The organism is Micromonospora sp. NPDC048170 (assembly GCF_040652795.1).
Taxonomy (GTDB): Bacteria; Actinomycetota; Actinomycetes; order Mycobacteriales; family Micromonosporaceae; genus Micromonospora.
The window spans coordinates 1-17642 of the sequence record NZ_JBEZMR010000008.1; the positions used below are offsets into that span (position 1 = coordinate 1).

Sequence of the window (17642 nt, forward strand, 5' to 3'; positions counted from 1 at the left end):
CGGCCCCGCACCTGCCCCGACCTGGTCCTGGCCGACAAGGCCTACACCAGCCGCGGCAACCGCCGATACCTGCGCTCACGCGGGATCAAGGCCTGCATCCCCAGCAAGAAGGACCAGGACGCCCACCGTAAGGCCAAAGGCTCCAAGGGCGGCCGCCCACCCGCCTTCGACCCGCAGCTTTACCGGCTACGCCACGCCGTCGAGAACGGCATCAACCGACTCAAACGCCATCGCGGCGTCGCCACCCGATACGACAAACTCGCCGTCCGCTTCCAAGCCGTCCTGACCATCACCATCATCACCGAGTGGCTCTGACCGGCTTATGAAACACGCCTTACGACGGCCCCCGACCTGATGGCGAGCGCTCTGCACGAGTTCTTTCATCGAGGCACCGGCGTAGTGCGACCGGCCAGCATCACGATCTGGCCTGCCGCCTGGACCGATCCCAGCGTCAATTGCACGCATGCTTCGTCACCAGAGGAAGGCTCGCTTCGAACACCGGCTGCCCCAGCCGCCGATGCATACACCCGGGTCTGACCTTTCAAGCCTGGGTCACTGTTTCGACCGGCCCGTCCGCCCTGGGCTGAAGCATCAGCGGTACGTGCCCGTGGGCGAGGGTCGTCGCTACCTCGGACGTCTGCAGTGGGCGATCATGGCGCGACGACAACGTTCGCGAGTGGTTCGCCCGCTGCGTGCCGCCGGACCTGGTTGACCAACAAGCGGCGAGCCCGGGGTGACAACGCAGCGGTCAGGCCGCCGACGTGCGGGCTGATAAGGACATTCGGCGCGGACCACAGCGGGTGACCAGCGGGCAGCGGCTCGGGCTCTGTAACGTCCAAGGCGGCGTGCATCCGGCCTTTGCTGAGTTCGGTGAGCAGCGCGTCGGTGTCCACCACTCGGCCCCTTGACACGTTTACCAGCAGGGCCCCGTCGGCCATCTTGGCTAGGAAGTCCGAGTTCACCATGCCTTCGGTTTCCGGGGTTAGCGGTGCGGAAAGGATGACGACGTCCGCGTGCGGCAGCATGTCCGCGATCTCCGAGATCGGCCGGACCCCGGGGCGGGCAGTCCGGGCCACCCGGCTGACGGCTACCTCGAACCCGGCGAGCCGGCGTTCGATCGCGGCGCCGATCGAGCCGTAGCCGACGATGAGGACCCGGGCGTCAGCTAGTCCACGCGACCAGTACGGGTCCCAGCGGCCCTCGTCGCCCGCCCGCACGAGTTGCGGCAGTCCGCGCCGGGCGGCGAGCGTAAGCGTCACGGCGAGTTCGGCGGTAGCCGCATCGTGAACGCCCCGGCCGTTGGCCAGGGTCAGACCAGGCCGCAGGAATGGCAGGACGTGGTCGTAACCAGCGGTCACTGTCTGCACAACGTTGAGCCGAGGCATCCGAGTGATCGGCTCACACAGGCGCGGATCGATGATTCCGTACGGCACCGCGTACAACTCGACGTCGTCCAGGTTCTCTGGGAGGGGTTGCGTGCCGTCGTAAAGCCCGACGTCAAGATCGCTGAGGTCGGCCACGGCGTCGGGGTGAGGCAGCAGGTAACGCATGCCGATCATCATGCCTCGGTGGACAGTCGGATGTCCGGGAGCACAGCGGCCGACATCCGTTCATCGGCACGAACGTGCGCAGGATCACTGAGCCGGGTCACGCGAACGGTTGCAACAGCCCTGCGATCGACGCGCGTGCCGATGGCACGTCTTACAACTCCTAACTCTTTTAGCGTTGGAGGCGGCGCCAGCAGATGATGGCGCAGGCGAGGGTGAGGAAGGCTTCGTGGATATCGTCGCGGATCTCCCAGCGGATGCGCAGGCGGCGGAACCAGTGCAGCAGGGCGATGGTCTGCTCGACGACCCAGCGTCGGGTGCCGAGGCCGGAGCCGTGGCCAACTCCGCGTCGGGCGATGACGGGCGTGATGCCGCGCGTCCGTAGCTCGCGACGGTACTTGTCGAAATCGTAGCCGCGGTCTGCATAGATCCGGTCGGGCCGCTGCCGGGGCCTGCCGCGGATGCCCTTGATCCGTTGGGACCTTGTCGACCAGGGGCAGCAGTTGGGTGACGTCGTGGCGGTTGCCGCCGGTCAGCGTTGTGGCGAGGGGGATAGCGTCGCTCCGGACGGTGTGAGGTGTACCAAGGATCCTGGACATGTCCTGCGAGTTGCGAGGATGAGTCCACGCCCGAGCAGCGTCGTCTTCAGCCCGCAGAGGGCCTGACCAGCGGCCCGGCACCCGTCGGCGACCGAGGCGGACAGCGTTCTGCGCTACAGTCCGCGAGGTGACGATCATCGCGGCCGACGACCGAACTGACGTGGCGGCAGACGCGCCGCCGCCGGCCAACTCCGGCCTTGCTTCGCGGAAATGCACGGGCAGGTCGCCGCTCTCGGCGGCATGCTGACGGCAGGCCCAGCCGGGGCTGCCGTGCCGGCGACGACCACGAAGCAGGGACGAGGTGGCAGTCACCGCTTCACCCGCCGACGATCAGCATCGGGTAGCTGGTCGAGCTTCGGCAGGGCGGGGACGCAGCGGTGAGGAGGCGGTGATGGTCTGGGAGGTCACGCACGGCGGTGCGGGTGGAGACGCCGGCAGCGGCGAGGTGTCGACCCCGAGCCTGATCGGCCGTGACGACGAGTTGGCTCGGCTGAGTCGGGTTCTCACGACCACCCCGGCGCTGGTGCTTGTTGAAGGTGAGGCCGGCCTCGGGAAGACGCGCCTGCTGGACGAGTTTCTCTCGTCGTCCGCCGGTGCCGCGCACTCCACGCTGTCGGCGGTCTGTCCGCCGCTCCGGGAACCGTGCACGTTGGGGCCGATCGTCGACGCGGTCCTCGGTGCCGGCGTCGGCACGCTGGCGGATCTGCGCCTCAGCGGACTGGCGGGGGCCTTGCGGCCGTTGTTCCCCGAGTGGGCCGGGGACCTGCCGCCGGCCCTCGAACCCGCCGAGGACGCGAGCGTGTCGCGGCACCGGGTGCTCCGGGCCCTCGCCGAGTTGCTCGACCGACTCGGTGTGAACCTGCTCGTCGTCGACGATGCGCAGTGGTCCGACGACGCGACCCGGGAATTCCTGCTGTTCTTGGCGGACAGAGACGGTCAGGGCCCCAGCCTGGTGGTGGCCTACCGCCCGGAGGATCTGGTCGGTGACCCTTGGCTGCTGCGCCTGTCGGGACGGCTACGGCCGCACCGGGCGCGGCTCCGGCTCGTGCTTGACCCACTTGACCAGTCCGAGACGGCTGCGCTCGCCTCGTCGATGCTGGCGGGTCAGCACGTCTCCGACGAGTTCGCTCAGCACCTGCACGCCCGCACCGAGGGAGTACCGCTCGCCCTGGAGGAACTGGTGCGGTTGATGGCTCGCCGCGGCGACCTGGTCCGCCGTGGTCAGAGCTGGAAGCGACTGGCGCTGGATCAGATCGTGGTGCCACCGACGGTGCGGGACACCGTGCTCGAACATGCCAGCCGCCTCAGCGCGCGCGCCCAGGCGGTGCTGCGTGCTGCCGCCGTCGCCGCCGACCCCATCGCCGAGCACCTGCTGCTGTCGATCAGCACGCTCGCACCGACGGACTTCAACGCCGGCCTCGCCGAAGCCGTCACCCACCGCCTGTTGCACCAGCGCGACGGCCGGCGGGTGTCCTTCCGCCACGTGCTGGCCGGTCGGGCGATCTACGACGCCGTTGCGGAGCCGGAGCGACGCGTGCTGCACGAGCGAGCCGGACACGTGCTGGAGTCGGTCGTGCCCCGGCCGCTGGCCCAGCTCGCAAACCACTTCCGGCTCGCTGGCGATGGCGAGAAGTGGTGCAGGTACGCGCAACTCTCCGTGGACGTCGCGTTGGAGACCGGCGACGAGACGACGGCGGGTGCTCTCCTGCATGACCTGCTGACCAACGGCGACGTGCCGCCTGAGCAGATGTACGAGTTGGTGGACAAGGTGCCCTTCGGCTCGTTCACCGGGCCGGACCGGTTACGGGATCTCGCCAGCGCCGTGGATCGCGCGCTCAGCCGGGACGCGCTCGATCCCGGCGTGGAGGCGAACCTGCGGTTCCAACTCGCCCGGATTCTCAACGACATGGAGGAGTTCGACGGCGCGCACGCCGAGTTGGAGAGGGCGCTGCCGCATCTCGACCGCCGACGCGCGTCGCCGGCGGTCGCCATGATGCTGCTCGGCTGGCCCCGGGGGCGCACGCCGGCGGCCCGGCATCTGACCTGGCTGGACCGGGCGGCGGAGTTCTCCGTGGCGTTGGATCCTTCGGATCGGCTGCGGGTCTCCACCGGTCGGGCTGCCGCCCTGCTGCTGCTCGGTGAGGAGCGTGGCTGGGCGGAGGCGGAGCGGATCCCGCTGGCCGCCCGGGTCGGCAGGGACCGGCGGATCGTCACGGTGGGGCACCTCAACTGTGGCGACGCGGCGATGAAGTGGGGGCGGTACGCGGAGTCGGGCCGGTCGCTCGCCACCGCGCGCCGGCTCGCCGAGGAGTACGAGCAGGTCAGGATCAGGGACCTCATCGAGTGCACGCAGTTGCACCTCGACTGGTTCGTCGGCGTCTGGGGCGGTCTCATGGAGCGGACCGCGGCGTTGACGAGCGGGGACGACCTCCACCGGGTCAGCCGCCTCGAACCGGTCATGGTCAGGGGCCTGCTGTTCACGGTGAGCGGTGACCTTCGACGCGCGGCTAGACATCTCGAGCGCGCCATCGACGACGCACGCGGGTTCGGCGCGTGGGACATCCTCGCGGAGGCGGCGGCGACGCTGGCCCGGATCAGGCTGCGTGAGGGTCGGCCGGACGACGCTCTCGCGCTCTCCGGCGGCCCGTGCGACGTCATCGCGGAGAAGGGCATCTGGCTCTGGGGAACCGAGGTGGTGCCGGCGCGTACCCGGGCGTTGCTCGCCGCCGGCGCCGTGACCGAGGCCCGGGACCTGGTCGAAGCGTTCACTCAGGGGCTGCGGGGCCGGGGGGCGCCCGCGCCGAACGCGGCGGCGCTGGACTGTCGTGGGCTGCTCGCCGAGGCCGCGGGTGAGTACGAGGCGGCGGCTGGCCTGTTCGCGCGGGCGGCGGCGGCCTGGGCGGCACTGCCCAGGCCGTACAACGCGGCGCTCTCCCGCGAGCGGCAGGCAATGTGCCTGATCCGAGCCAGCGCGGTGCCCGACGGGGTGGACCTGCTGACCGGGGTCCTGGACACCTTGGCGTCGTTGCCCGCAAGCATCGACGTGGACCGGGTCGCCCATACTCTCCGCCTCCACGGACGGGCGGTGCCTCGCTCGTGGCGTGGCGGTCGCAAGGGCTACGGCTCGGATCTGTCGCCGCGCGAACTGGAGGTGGTCGCCCTCGTGGCCGAGGGGCGGACCAACCGTGAGATCGCGGAGGCGTTGCACCGCTCGCACCACACCGTGGCCAGCCAGATGAAGTCGGCCATGCGCAAGCTCGGTGTCTCTTCGCGGGCCGCGCTCTCCGCGAAGGTGACCGCCACGGGCATCGTCTCCGAACCCGGGGCGACGCCAGGGACCTGAACGCGGCGAGCGTTCCGGGTTCTTTCACTCACCTGAGGGATCGCAGCCGCGACCGGCGATTGGCCACGATGCTGGCATGCCGCGTCGAGACGACCCAGACGAAGGCGGGACGCCTTCGCCACCGGAGAACAGCGACCAGCCGGTCCACCGGTCTCCCGCCGCGAGTGGCCCGTCGGCCGGACCGGTCGACGAGCCGGACGCCGAGGATGACGATCGGTACCTGCCCCTGTGACCAGCACGACCGGGAGCACGACAGCAATCCCGAGAAGAGGAATTCCATGCACGTTTCTCATTCGGTGAGACGAAGATACACGACAGCGACGGTGGCCTTCCTGGTCTCGGTGCTCGCCCTGGGCAGCGCCGCGAACGGGTCCGCGTCGGCGAACCCGGACGCGACCTCGCGGGCGACCGTCGCTCCGCAGGACAAGATCCGTCCACAGTTGCGTAGCCAACTGCACGACCGGGCGTCCGACGTGGACTTCTGGGTCTACTTCGGGGCCAGGGCCGACCTGAGCAAGGCCCGTTCGATCAAGGACTGGAACGCGCGCGGGACCGCGGTCGCCAAGGCGTTGAAGGACGCCGCCAACGACAGCCAGCGCACAGTGCGCCAGGAACTCACCGCCGCCGGCGTCGCGTACCAGAGCTTCTGGGCCGCGAACGCGATCAAGGTGACCGGTGGGCCGGAACTGGCCGAGCGGCTGGCCACCCGCAGCGAGGTGACCTCGCTGTGGCCGTCCCTGCGGGTCGAGCCGCCACCGGTCGCCAAGGGCATCGCCCAGCAGCAGGTCGACGAGGTCGAGTGGGGCATCGCCAACATCAACGCCGACCGGGTGTGGGAGCAGTTCGGCGTACGCGGCGAGGACATCACGATCGCATCGATCGACACCGGCGCCCAGTTCGACCACCCCGCGCTGGTGAGACAGTATCGCGGCGCCAAGAGCGACGGCACCTTCGACCACAACTACAACTGGTTCGACGCGGCGGGTAGCTGCGGCGACGCACCGTGCGACCGCGACGGTCACGGCACGCACACGATGGGCACCATGGTCGGCGACGCCGGCCCGGGCAACCGGATCGGAGTGGCCCCCGGGGCACGCTGGATCACGGCCAACGGCTGCTGCCCGAACGACGCCGCCCTGATCAGCTCCGGCCAGTGGATGCTGGAACCGACCGACCTGAACGGGCAGAATCCGGACGCCGGCAAGCGGCCGCACATCGTGAACAACTCGTGGGGCACCACCGCGCCGTCGGACGCCCCGCTCATGGAGGACATCAGCCAGGCGTGGGCCGCGTCGGGCATCTTCGGCGTCTGGGCCAACGGCAACAACGGCTCGGCCTGCCAAACGAGCGGTTCGCCGGGCAGCCGCGTCATCAACTACTCGGTCGGCGCGTACGACGCCGCCAACGCCATCGCCGGCTTCTCGTCGCGCGGCGCCGGCCAGGACGGCGAGACCAAGCCGAACATCTCCGCACCCGGCGTGAACGTACGATCGAGTTCCCCGGGCGACGGCTATACCCAGCTCAACGGCACCTCGATGGCGACGCCACACGTCGCTGGCACCATCGCCCTGCTCTGGTCCGCGGCCGGGCCGATGGTGGGCGACGTCGACGGCACCAAGGCGCTGCTGGACGGCACCGCCATCGACAGCCCGGACGATCAGTGCGGTGGGACCGACAAGGACAACAACGTCTTCGGTGAGGGCCGACTGGACGCGCTCGCGCTGCTGCGTCAGGCGCCGATCGGCCCCACCGGCCGGGTCGGCGGCATCGTCACCGACACCGTGACCGGGAAGCCGATCCCCGACGCCCGCGTAACGATCGGAGGACCGGTCGACCGCACCCTGACCACCGGCGCCGACGGCACGTACCGCTCGGGTGCGCTGCCCGTCGGCGACTACACTGTCGACGCCCGCAAGTACGGGTACGGGTCCGCCAGCAGTAAAGCGCGAGTCACCGAGGCAGCGACCGCGACGGTCGATCTCAGACTGGCACCGCAGCCGATGAGCCGGGTCAGCGGCACCGTCACCGACGGTTCGGGACACGGTTGGCCGCTGTATGCCAAGATCACCATCGACGGTTATCCGAACGGACCGATCTTCACCGACCCGGTGACCGGCCGGTACGCGGTGGAGCTTCCCGCCTCCGCCGCGTACCAGATGCAGATCACCGCCCAGTACGACGGCTACCAGACCGCCCGACAGACCATCGAGCTGGGCATCACGGACCTGGTCCGGGACGTGGCCCTGACGGTCGACCTGTCGAGCTGCACCGCCCCTGGATACCGGTGGAACGGCTTCGGCGAGGACTTCGACGACTGGACCGGCACCGGCGCGCAGGGCGGCTGGACGACCACGGGCACGCCGAGCTGGCGGCTCGACAACCCCGGCCACCGGCCACCACCCGACGGCGGGGGCGGTAGGTTCCCCATCGCCGACTCGGCGGCCGCCGGCAAGAAGCTCGACACCACCCTGACGTCACCGAGGTTCGACCTGACCGGCCAGAAGGCCCCCCAGCTCAGCTTCACCACCTCCTACTATCCGCACGACAAGGGGCAGCAGGCCGAGGTCGACGTCAGCGTCGACGGCGGCAGGACCTGGCGCACGGTGTGGCGGCGGACCGACAGCCACGCGTTCGGACAGGTCGTCGTGCCGTTGCCGCAGGCGGCCGGCCGGGACAAGGTCCGGGTCCGGTTCCACTACCAGGGCCGCGACGCCTGGTGGTGGGCGGTCGACAATGCCTTCGTCGGTACCCGCGCCTGCGTGCCGGCCCAGGGTGGGCTGGTCGTTGGGACGGTCACCGACCGCGACACCGGCGCCGCGGTCCACGCGACCGTGGCCTCGACGGCGCGACCGCAGGAATCCGGCTCGGGCGTCACCACGCCGGCCGACCCAAACCTCGGCGACGGCCTGTACTGGGTGTTCAGCACCGGGGCCGGCCCCACCGAATTCACCGCGACGGCACCCGGCTACCGGGCCCGGACCGCCACCGTCCAGGTGCGGCGGGACGCGGTCGTGGCCGGGAACTGGTCGCTGGTTCGGAAGGACGGCTGAGATGCCCGACGAGATCACGCGCCGCGAATCGCCATCCGACCCGAGGAGTCACCCGGTGACGAGATCACGCAGCAACCCCCGTACCTCGGATCGGCGTCGCCGCCCGTACCTGCGCCTGCTGGCGGCGGTCACGGCGGTGCTCACCGTAGCCGGGACTTCGTCCGCCACCGCGGCCCAGAGCCGACCCGGCCCCTCCCTGGCTCCGGCCGGCGCGTCGGCGGCCACGGCCGGCAGCGGCGCGGCACCCGCCGCGGCCGGCGACGGTCTCCGGGCGGTTTCGCTGCCCGGCCTGAAGGGATCGACCTACACCGTCACGCTGATCACCGGCGACGAGGTCACGTTGACCCGCGACGGCGGTCGCTACACGATCACCGCCAGCCCGACGCCCCGCGCCGACGGCACCCGTCCCACGATCGACGTCAAGGTCGACACCAGCCCGGACCCGGCGGACACCAGCATCCACGCGCTCCCCAGCGACGTGCGGGCGCTGATCGCCGGTGGTGTCGTGGACCAGAAGGTCTTCGACGTGCTCTGGATGGCCTCCCGGACGGCGAGCGGCGAGAGCGGGTCACTCCCCCTGACCGTCGAGTACGGCGATCAGCCGGGAGCGGCGACGCTGAACCAGCGGGTGGCGAAGCTGCCGGGTGTGACGGCGACGGCGACGCACCCGCAGACCGGCAGGGTCGACCTGCGGGTCGAGCTGCGCCACGCGGCCGACTTCTGGGCAGAGGTCAAGGGCCGTACGTCGATCGGCGAACTGAACGACTACCTGTTCCACGGCGTCGTCCCGAAGCTCGGCGGCGACATCGTAAGGATCTGGCCCACCGACCGGCGCTCCGCCGCTGCCAAGCCGCAGGCCGACACCGGGCAGCCGAAGTACCAGATCACCCAGATCGTCAAGAGGACGAAGGGCGAACCGGTCAACTGCGGCACCGGCATCTTCATCATGTGCGCGGCGGAACTGCCCGGCTTCACCCAGGTCGCCGGGTCCGCCGTCGGCTCCGGCTACGAGGCGACCAGCGGGCGTTGCCTGGACCAGGACCCGTGCACCACGTGGGAGCTGACCTACCAGGTCCCACCGGGCAAGTACGTCGCCGGCGGTAACGCCCGCTTCTGGCTCGACAGCCGCGAACAACACCTCAACCTGATGGTGCCGGAGTTCACCGTGGACGGGGACGCCACGATCCGGCTCGACGCCGACGCCGCAAGGGAGCTGACGGTCGGCACCCCACGGCCGACCGAGACGTTCATCGGCTCCCGCACCAACTTCCGCACCTACAGCAACGGCCACGGCGGGGCCTGGCTCAGCTTCACCTGGTACGGCAACTCACGGTTCTGGGCCATCCCCAGCGCTCCGGTGACCGTCGGCACCTTTCACATGGGCGTGAACTGGGTGCTGGGCAAGCCGCTGGTCACCATGTCGGTCACCACGCCGCGCCGCGTCGACCTGAACCCGATGCTGCCGGCCGACTGGTACAAGCGCCCCGGACACGAGGTGGTCCGGTTCGACGGCCGGCGGAACGTCGCGGTGGTCGACGGCGGGCTCGGCAGAGCGGCGGACTACGACCGGGTCGACGCCCGGGGCAAGCTCGTGCTGCTCAGCATCGACGCGGACAAACCGGTCGGCGGAATCTGCCGGATCGGCGCGGCGCAACTCGCCCGCGCACGCGCCGCCGGCGCGGTCGGGGTGCTGATCGAACCCTTCTCCTCCGGCGGGATCTGGCCGACCACGGTCTGCTCGCTCCCGGTCGACCCGGACTGGTGGTACAACCCGCAGGAGGTGCCGGACATCCCGTACGCGGCCATCGCGCCGGGCGAGGCGGAAACGTTGCGGACCCTGCTGCGCAGAGGCCAGGTGAAGATCGAGTACTCGGGGTACGACGCGGTGAGCCCGTACCTCTACACCCTGCACATCTACCAGCAGGGGCGGATCCCGGCCTCCCTGCACACCGAGGTCACCGACAAGCAACTCGCCACAGTCGAGACCGCCCTGCACGGCACCCAGTCACAGCCGGCCGACCTGGTCTACTCGGCCTTCCGACCGAACGAGACCGTGGCCGCCGGCGTCCCGTACCGGTACCTCACCGACACCGTCAAGTTCACCACCTACCGGGGCCCGGTCTCCCCGGACCTGGTGCGGCGACAGGACTACGATCGCACCGGACCGAAGCCGGGCGCCCGGGCCACCGACGTCGTCGACCGGGCCGACCGGTCCACCGCGCGATGGACGGCGGGACCACTCGTGCCCGGCGCACCGGAGCTGTCACCCAAGATCTTCCGGAGCCAACCGGGCAAGTGGGAGGCGGACTGGTCGACCGAGGTCTGCGCGTTCTGCCGGCAGGGCAACACGTTCTACCCGATCACGTTCCTGGTCTCCGGGGCCAGCCCCGAGCAGGCGATGGGGGCGTACGTGTTCGAGCCGGACAACGTCCGGATGTACGCGGACGGCCGGGAAATACCACAGACCCAGTCACCCTGGTGGGGTGCCACCTACGAGCTACCCGCCGAGTCCAAGCGGTACCGGTTGACCGGGCGCAACGCCAACGGCACCACGTCGACGACGTGGAACTTCACCTCCGCCGCGGGCGTCGGGAAGACACCACCGCCGGGATTCCTCTGTGCCGAGGGTTCCGCCACCTCGTGCCACGCGGCCCCGCTGGTCTTCCTGCGGTACAACACGGACGCGGACCTTGCGGACGCGGTCACCGCGCCCGGCACGCACCGGCTGGACGTCACCGCGTACCACCATGCCCCGGACGCGCCGAAGATCACGAGCGTCTCGCTCTGGATCAGCACTGACGGCGGGACCACCTGGACGCACACCCCGACGACCCGCCAGGGCGACGGCAGGTACACCGCGCGCTACCGGCTCCCACGGATGGCCGAGACCGGGGGCACCGTCAGCATCAAGGCCCAGGCGGCCGACGCCGGGGGCAACACCGTCGAACAGACCGTGCTCGACGCGCTCACTCTCACCGACGGCCGCTGACCATGGACGGAGAGCGTCGAGTTCCGGTGGCGTCACCACACGCCCGCTGGACTTGCCGCTCTCCATCCACCGTCTCATCCTGCTGAGGCGAGAGGCACGATCCCAAATGCTCTTAATGGGCCCAGGCCAACCAGCAAGGTCGTCAACGTGGACCTTGGATCGAAGCGACCTGGACACTCTGGCAGCCTGGCGCGCTCAGGTTCGGCCTTGCGGTCCGCGATCACAGGGGATTGACATGGCCCTCGAACGCCGCGGGTAGATGAGCAAAACCGCGCGCCGGGCGCGGGCGTGCCCGCTGAGGTGTTCGGCGACATCGAGCGCAATCGGTTGCCCATAAAGTTGACCCAGCAGGATGTGGTACCCGCAAGCCGAGGGCCCTCGCCTACGGTCACGTCCACGTGGGGCTGGATCACCAGCGTGTCGGGTTTGCCGGCTCGGGCTGGAGGAACTCCAGCCGGTTGCCGAGGTTGTCGAACGCGTAGAGGCGGCGGTGACCCGGGAAGGTGTCGTCCCAGGTCACCTCGACCCTGTGTGCGTTCAGGCGGGCGGCCAGGGCGTCCAGGTCACCGACCAGGATGCCCGGGTGCGCCTTGCAGGCCGGCTGGAAGTCCGCTTCCACCCCGAGGTGGATCTCCAAGCGGTCAGCACGTACCCACAGCCCGCCCCGAGCGGCGAGCACTGGTGGCTTTCGCACCTCGGCGAGCCCCAACACGCCCACGTAGAAGGCCCGACACTCGTCCTCACTGCCGGCAGGAATGGCCAGTTGGGCGTGGTGCAGCCCGTAGCCCAAGCCTGAGTCGTGCTCAGGTCCGTAACCAAAGCTGGAGGTGCTGGCGTCGGTCCATGGTGGCGCTGTCCCCAAGTTCGCACTGCTCACCGGTGGACAGACGTACTCTGCCCGCGAGGACGACGCCCTCTCCCTGGTGCGCTTGCCGGTCGGCCGGCTCGGCCGGCAGCTCAGCGACCAGATCCAGCCGGGCGGTCAGGTCGGCGACCCGTTGCTCGAGCGCCCCAGATGCGGAGGTCGATCGGCTCCATACTCCAATAGTGCGTGATCGCGTAGGTTCCGGTCCGCTACGACCACGAGCGGCACCGATGGCGACAGCGAGCTGCCCGAGGGGTCGTGGCGGGGCCGGGACACCCCGTACCGGTATCGGCGGTCAGAGTGAACCGGCGGCGGTGCCGGATCTCCGTACCAGCAATGCGCACCCCAGCGCCGAACTGACCGCCTGCGCGAGCAGCCAGTGCCAGCCGAGCGCCTCGGGCGCCTGCAGCATCACCAGGCCGGCCGAGACCGGCAGGGTCAGGACGGCGAGAATGTCGATGCCGTTGAGGAGCCACAGCAGCATGCCGGCCGGGAACGCCCCGAGCGGCGTGTCGATCAGGATGGTGCCGATCGAGGCGGCGCTCGCCTTCGCCCGCTGGAAGGCGCCCACCGCGACGGCCGGGCCGGCCAGCAAACCGAGCGCCCACCACGGTCCGGCGAGCGAGCCGGCGACCTGCAGCACGGCCAGGGTGACGGCGAGCCACACTCCGGCGACGACGGCGGGTACCGCGAGCCGCTGAACGGTCACCTGGCGGCCCGTGGCACCGAGCAGCCGCAGCATCGCCGGGTTCGAGGCGTCGCCGTGGGTGGACTCCGCGGTGAGGCCGGCGGCGGCCAGCGCGCCGATCAGGACCACGCCGAGAAGGAGCCAGGCGGGGCCGTCGGCGAGGTAGACCGGGACGGCAGCCGCGCCCACCGGCCACCAGAGCCGCGCGGCCTTGCGGCGCAGGATGATCAGATCCTGGGCGATGAGCGGCGGGACCCGGCGGGCGGGCAGCAGGCGCGTTGTCCGTATGCGGGTGCGGCTGCGCCAGAAGCGGCGGGCGCTCATCTCGGTCAGGTAGGACGGTTCGACCGCGTAGACGACGTCGGCGTACGCGCCCGCGTTGATCGACGCCTCGGCGATCGGCGCGGTCGGCCAGTTTTCCAGCGCCCGCCAGGTCAGCACGACCGCGATCAGCCCGGCGGCCAGGGCGGCGGTGCCGGTGGCAAGCACTGTCACGGGCGAGATGAGCGAGGAGGACAGCCGGTGGTCGCCGGTGGTGCGCAGCGCGGCGGCCAGGACGAGGCAGCCCGCGCCGATCGCGATGCCGATGCCGTCGGCGAGCCGGGCGGCGGAGGGCCGTCGCTGGCAGGCGAGCGCGAGCAGCGCCGCGAGGACCGAGGCCGCCGCGCCGGTGGTGCCGCCAGCCGCCAGCACCAGGAGCCCGGCCGGGCGGGCGGCGACGTGCCCGGTCACGGCGATACCGGTGACGGCGCCGACGACGAGCGCGGCGACGGTGGTCAGTGTGAGCGCCGGTGCGAGCAGGGTGCGCCGGGGCAGCGGGGCCGGCAGCAGCCATGTGGCGTCGCTGCGACTGACCGACAGCGGGCCGAGCTGGCGCAGGACGACGAAGAAGGCGGCGAGGACAGCCACGGCGCCGACGAACGGGGTCATCGCCGGGTCAACGCCGGGCGCGTCCGGCGGCCAGATGACGCGGACCAGCGGCTGCCCGAGGAGCGCGGCGGCCATCAGCAAAGCGAGGGTCACCGCGTAGACCGTGCCGATGTCGGCGCGGCCCTCGGCTGCGATCCGGCGGTGGCGGATCCAGCGGCGGGCGTCGACGGCGGCTGGGGAGCCCGGCCGGACCGGGGCCTCGATCGGGGTCACCTCAGCTCTCCGGGCGGGTAAGCACGATCTCGTCCGCGCCGACGCCGACCCGGAACCCGTCGTCGTGGCTTGCCATGATCAGCGTGCCGCCGGCCTCGACGTACGACCGCAGGTGCGCGGCGATTGCGCGCTTGATCCGAATGTCGAGGCGCTGTTCGGGCTCGTCGAGGACGAGCAGCCGGCTGGGCCGTATGAGGGTCGAGGCGAGCAGGAAACGCTGGCGCTGGCCGGAGGAGAGCGTGATGGGCAGGCTGTCGGAGAGCCCGGTCAGGCCGAGGGTGGTGCAGAGTTCGTCGATGTGCCCGTCGCCGGGGTCGCCGCCGTTGACCACCCGGACCAGGTCGAGGTGCTCGCGCACGGTCAGGCCCTGGTACCAGCTGGGCGACTCCACCGTGGTGGCGACCTGCCGCCAGAAGTCCGCGCCGCGCCCGGGCACCGCCTCGAAGACGCAGATGTCGCCGGCGGACGGCTCCTGGAGGCCGGTGATGCAGCGCAGCAGGGTCGACTTGCCGGCGCCGTTTTCACCGATGAGCGCGACGGCGGCGCCCTCGGGAACCCGGAGGTCGATGCCGTCCAGGACCAGCGTCGAGCCGTACGTGACAGTCACCTGCCGGACGTCGACAGCCCAGGTCATCGCAGCAATCTCAAGATCAGGACTCCGCATTCCGCCGTAGAAGTCGTATCGCATTTCGCCCGAACATAGTGGCAGAAATTCGGCGGCAACCGGAAGCGCGGCGCGCCGGGAAGCCCGTGGAGGGCGAATATGGGGATGCCCAGCGCATTGCCTTGCCAAGCAACGACGGCACATTGGTCGACTGTGGATTCTCGGTCAATATGGGGCTTGTCACAGAACCGCTACTGAGTGTAGTCTCATCCACTGTTACAGTGATGGAGGCCAATAGGCCGGCCAATCAGCGGGGGCGCTACAGGTAGACCGATGGCACAGATTCGCCGTGCGTAAGAATGCCGGGAATCGTGCTGCCCTGGGTGTTGCCCCGCCAATCTGTGGGAGGTCACATGCCCAACATCGCCGAACACGCCAACATGGTGTCGAATTCACAGTTCGAGGACCTGTCCGAAGAGTCGCGCGCCCGGAAGATGAACGACGGCGAGCCGCTCGGCCTGCTGCCGGTCATCGTGGCCACCGCATTGATTACCGCCGTCGGGTCGCTCGGTATCGGTTCGGCCTGATTCAACCCCTAGCGCGTACGGGACGGCGCCACGCGCCGTCCCGTACCACCAATGGAAGGTGACGAATGGGCCTACCTGCGCGACTCGCCCGTGCTGTCCTGTCCCCGCGGTCGCTCGACCGTGACCGCACCCTCGCCACCGCCGAGCGGTTCGGCGCCCTGACCCACCTGGTCGCGAGCCTGGAGCTGCTGACCCGGCGCGCCGACTGCGGCCCGGGTGGGTCGAACGACTGGGCCGTCGCCCGCCGTCGACTCGACGGCCGGGGTCCCGTCGCGCGCCGGGTGCTCGCCGCGACCGCGCAGCCGGGAACGGCCACGGTCCTGCACGTGACCCGCGCCGCCTGCGCCGCCTTCCTGCTCGCCCCTACGGGACGTTTCCGCAGGTCACGCGCGGCCGCGAATGCGATCATCGCAGCCTCCTCGGTGGGCACCTTTCCCAGCTACGTATACGGCACGGACGGCTCCGATCAGGCGTCCTTCCTGGTACAGGCCACCGCCATACTGGCCCGGTCGAGCCGCCAGCCGCGCGTGACCGACGCGGTCCTGTGGTTCCTGGCGCTGCAGTCCACGCTCAACTACACCGCCTCGGGCTGGGTCAAGATGGTGAGCCCGACCTGGCGGTCCGGCCGCGCCATGCCCGGCGTGGCCGCGAGACGACGAGCAGCCCCTGAGCCATCCCTTCCATCTCCGGCTCGCCACCGAGAAGGGGCGTGAGGCGGAGGTGGGGGAGCGGGTGTACCAGAAGTTGGCGGACACGGGCCGGTACCGGGTGGCGCTCATGCTGGATGACCACTGCCTGAGGTCGAGCCACGCCCCGTGCGAGGACTGGTGAACTGAGCCAGCACGAGTGAAGGGGGCGGGGTCCAAGCCCCGCCCCCTTCAATCTGTTCGGGGGACGTCACGTCGTGTGAAAGATCCTTTCGCTGCGCGGCGTTGGCTGACTTCGTATTGGTGCGGGCCGCATCTCTGTCGTCTCGCCGTTCGGCGAGGTTGGCATCACCCGCGCCAACCTTGTATCGATTTCTCGGTTCAGCCGGGGTCCCTTGCGATGCGATGAACAACCTCTGGGATTTGTCCTACCTCCACAATCGTGTTGGTTGGCCTGGTCATGGCGATTTTGCTGCATCGGCGGCTGGTTGTGGGTGCCAGTTGCAGGCTGGCATGAACGGCGATCATGGATTTGTGGTCAACGTCGCCCCTCGGACACAAATTTGCGGCATCCATGCCGTCTCTTACGTACTGGTGGTCAAGGCTCCTTGACCACGTGAATCTGATCTTCGCGACCAACCTCACCGGCCCTGTGTCGGTCGACGGTGGTGGTCGCTGTGGCTGAGTCCTCTCTGGCTTCTGTCGTTCCCCGGTTCTTCTGCCGGACCGTGGGCGAAGCAACCCTCGTGACTCACACGCATCCCTGCGACGGGCTCCGCTACCGATGCCAGCGGTCGCGCAGCAGCGGACCGAGGCCAAGGTGTACCGCCTGGCGGCGGTCGATGCCAGCGGGCGAATCCGTGATCAAGGCATCGTCCGTGCCCTGGCTTGGGAGCCGGGTGCCCGACTGGAGATCCGCGAGAGAGTTGGCGTCATTGTCGTGCGTCGGGATCCTGGTGGAGTGTTCGCTCTCACCGGTCAGGGACACCTGTTGCTGCCGGCTTCGGTGCGGCACTGGTGTGGCCTTGAAGCTGGGGATCGGGCCTTGTTGACCGCTGATCCTGTCGCAGACCTGCTTGTGGTGTATCCGCCGACGGCCTTGGACGACATGGTCGCTCAGGCTCAGGGTGCGGTGTTGGGTGGTGATGATGCGTGAGTGCGGCGATGGCGGGCAGGGCGGAGTTGGATGCCGCGCGGTTGTTGCTGGCGCGGATGGGGATCTCGCCGGCGGATCTGGTGGGGGCGGCGTCGGATCGTCCGGTGGCGCCGACGTTCGCGGAGTACGTGCCGGTGGTGGCGGCTGCGGTCACGGCCGGCACGCGGCGGGCGTACGGCTCGTACTGGAAGCGTGTGGTCGAGCAGTGGGGTCAGCGGCGTATCGATGAGCCGACATCGTCGGAGATCGAGCGGTTGGCGGAGTATGTCAAGGCGCATGTGGTGACTCGGCGCAACGCTCGGGGTGGGCGCAGTGCGGCGGAGCATCTGATCGCGGCGTTGCGCTGTCTGTACCGCACCTTTCTTGGCCACCCGACCGCCCGGCCGCTCCGGCGCTGATCATCGTGCCGGGGCGGTCGGGCGGG

Annotated in this window: 13 protein-coding genes and 1 pseudogene; 9 read left to right on the plus strand and 5 right to left on the minus strand. The window is 70.0% G+C overall.

Features of this window, described 5'->3' with window-relative positions; genetic code table 11:
* Positions 1–315: transposase (locus tag AB0D32_RS13690; RefSeq protein WP_357089081.1), on the plus strand; the 315-nt coding region annotated here is incomplete at its 5' end.
* A gap of 335 nt (positions 316–650) precedes the next feature.
* Here AB0D32_RS13690 and AB0D32_RS13695 read toward each other — a convergent pair.
* Together AB0D32_RS13695 and AB0D32_RS13700 are read right to left on the minus strand one after the other, a co-directional pair.
* Positions 651–1550, minus strand: coding sequence for a 2-hydroxyacid dehydrogenase (locus AB0D32_RS13695; protein WP_357089084.1), 900 nt, complete (start codon positions 1548–1550; stop codon positions 651–653).
* A gap of 169 nt (positions 1551–1719) precedes the next feature.
* A pseudogene (locus AB0D32_RS13700) lies at positions 1720–2149 on the minus strand (transposase); the annotation flags it as partial.
* A gap of 388 nt (positions 2150–2537) precedes the next feature.
* Between AB0D32_RS13700 and AB0D32_RS13705 the strand changes: the two are divergent.
* The 3 genes from AB0D32_RS13705 (at position 2538) to AB0D32_RS13715 (ending at position 11528) form a co-directional block, all read left to right on the plus strand.
* Entirely contained in the window at positions 2538–5489 is a 2952-nt protein-coding gene (locus AB0D32_RS13705; protein WP_357089087.1) for an AAA family ATPase, read from the plus strand.
* 206 nt (positions 5490–5695) lie between these two features.
* A complete protein-coding gene (locus AB0D32_RS13710) occupies positions 5696–8539 on the plus strand; it encodes a S8 family serine peptidase (protein ID WP_357089089.1) in 2844 nt (947 codons plus the stop codon).
* Positions 8540–8594: 55 nt separating this feature from the next.
* Positions 8595–11528 carry a hypothetical protein gene (locus AB0D32_RS13715; protein ID WP_357089092.1) on the plus strand — a complete coding sequence of 978 codons (2934 nt, stop codon included), beginning with the start codon at positions 8595–8597 and terminating at the stop codon, positions 11526–11528.
* A 409-nt stretch (positions 11529–11937) separates the two neighbouring features.
* On the opposite strand, the gene AB0D32_RS13720 is transcribed toward AB0D32_RS13715, so the two are convergent.
* The 3 genes from AB0D32_RS13720 to AB0D32_RS13730 all read right to left on the minus strand — a co-directional run bounded on the left by AB0D32_RS13720 (position 11938) and on the right by AB0D32_RS13730 (position 14858).
* On the minus strand, positions 11938–12318 hold the full coding sequence (locus AB0D32_RS13720; RefSeq protein ID WP_357089096.1) for a glyoxalase: 381 nt from the start codon (positions 12316–12318) through the stop codon (positions 11938–11940).
* A gap of 370 nt (positions 12319–12688) precedes the next feature.
* Entirely contained in the window at positions 12689–14224 is a 1536-nt protein-coding gene (locus tag AB0D32_RS13725) for a DUF6297 family protein (RefSeq protein ID WP_357089099.1), read from the minus strand.
* Between the two features lies 1 nt (position 14225).
* Complete coding sequence (locus AB0D32_RS13730) at positions 14226–14858, minus strand: ABC transporter ATP-binding protein (protein WP_357089101.1); 633 nt, start codon at positions 14856–14858, stop codon at positions 14226–14228.
* Positions 14859–15241: 383 nt separating this feature from the next.
* Here AB0D32_RS13730 and AB0D32_RS13735 point away from each other — a divergent pair, with 383 nt between their 5' ends.
* The 5 genes from AB0D32_RS13735 to AB0D32_RS13755 all read left to right on the plus strand — a co-directional run bounded on the left by AB0D32_RS13735 (position 15242) and on the right by AB0D32_RS13755 (position 17616).
* A complete protein-coding gene (locus tag AB0D32_RS13735) occupies positions 15242–15415 on the plus strand; it encodes a hypothetical protein (protein WP_357089103.1) in 174 nt (57 codons plus the stop codon).
* Positions 15416–15480: 65 nt separating this feature from the next.
* The gene (locus tag AB0D32_RS13740; protein ID WP_357089106.1) at positions 15481–16128 is read left to right on the plus strand and encodes a hypothetical protein; all 648 of its coding nucleotides are present in this window, start codon (positions 15481–15483) and stop codon (positions 16126–16128) included.
* Positions 16129–16467: 339 nt separating this feature from the next.
* Positions 16468–16674: a hypothetical protein gene (locus tag AB0D32_RS13745; protein WP_357089109.1), complete on the plus strand. Its 207-nt coding sequence runs from the start codon at positions 16468–16470 to the stop codon at positions 16672–16674.
* Positions 16675–16846: 172 nt separating this feature from the next.
* A complete protein-coding gene (locus tag AB0D32_RS13750; protein WP_357089112.1) occupies positions 16847–17218 on the plus strand; it encodes an AbrB/MazE/SpoVT family DNA-binding domain-containing protein in 372 nt (123 codons plus the stop codon).
* On the plus strand, positions 17215–17616 hold the full coding sequence (locus AB0D32_RS13755; RefSeq protein WP_357089115.1) for an integrase: 402 nt from the start codon (positions 17215–17217) through the stop codon (positions 17614–17616). Before AB0D32_RS13750 ends, AB0D32_RS13755 begins: the two co-directional genes overlap by 4 nt.
* Positions 17617–17642 lie beyond the last annotated feature (26 nt).

Coding starts and splice junctions, on each gene's coding strand:
- AB0D32_RS13695 (WP_357089084.1), bottom strand. CDS start 1,550: ATGCGTTACCTGCTGCCTCACCCCGACGCCGTGGCCGACCTCAGCGAT.
- AB0D32_RS13705 (WP_357089087.1), top strand. CDS start 2,538: ATGGTCTGGGAGGTCACGCACGGCGGTGCGGGTGGAGACGCCGGCAGC.
- AB0D32_RS13710 (WP_357089089.1), top strand. CDS start 5,696: ATGACGATCGGTACCTGCCCCTGTGACCAGCACGACCGGGAGCACGAC.
- AB0D32_RS13730 (WP_357089101.1), bottom strand. CDS start 14,858: ATGACCTGGGCTGTCGACGTCCGGCAGGTGACTGTCACGTACGGCTCG.
- AB0D32_RS13735 (WP_357089103.1), top strand. CDS start 15,242: ATGCCCAACATCGCCGAACACGCCAACATGGTGTCGAATTCACAGTTC.
- AB0D32_RS13740 (WP_357089106.1), top strand. CDS start 15,481: ATGGGCCTACCTGCGCGACTCGCCCGTGCTGTCCTGTCCCCGCGGTCG.
- AB0D32_RS13745 (WP_357089109.1), top strand. CDS start 16,468: ATGAACAACCTCTGGGATTTGTCCTACCTCCACAATCGTGTTGGTTGG.
- AB0D32_RS13750 (WP_357089112.1), top strand. CDS start 16,847: ATGCCAGCGGTCGCGCAGCAGCGGACCGAGGCCAAGGTGTACCGCCTG.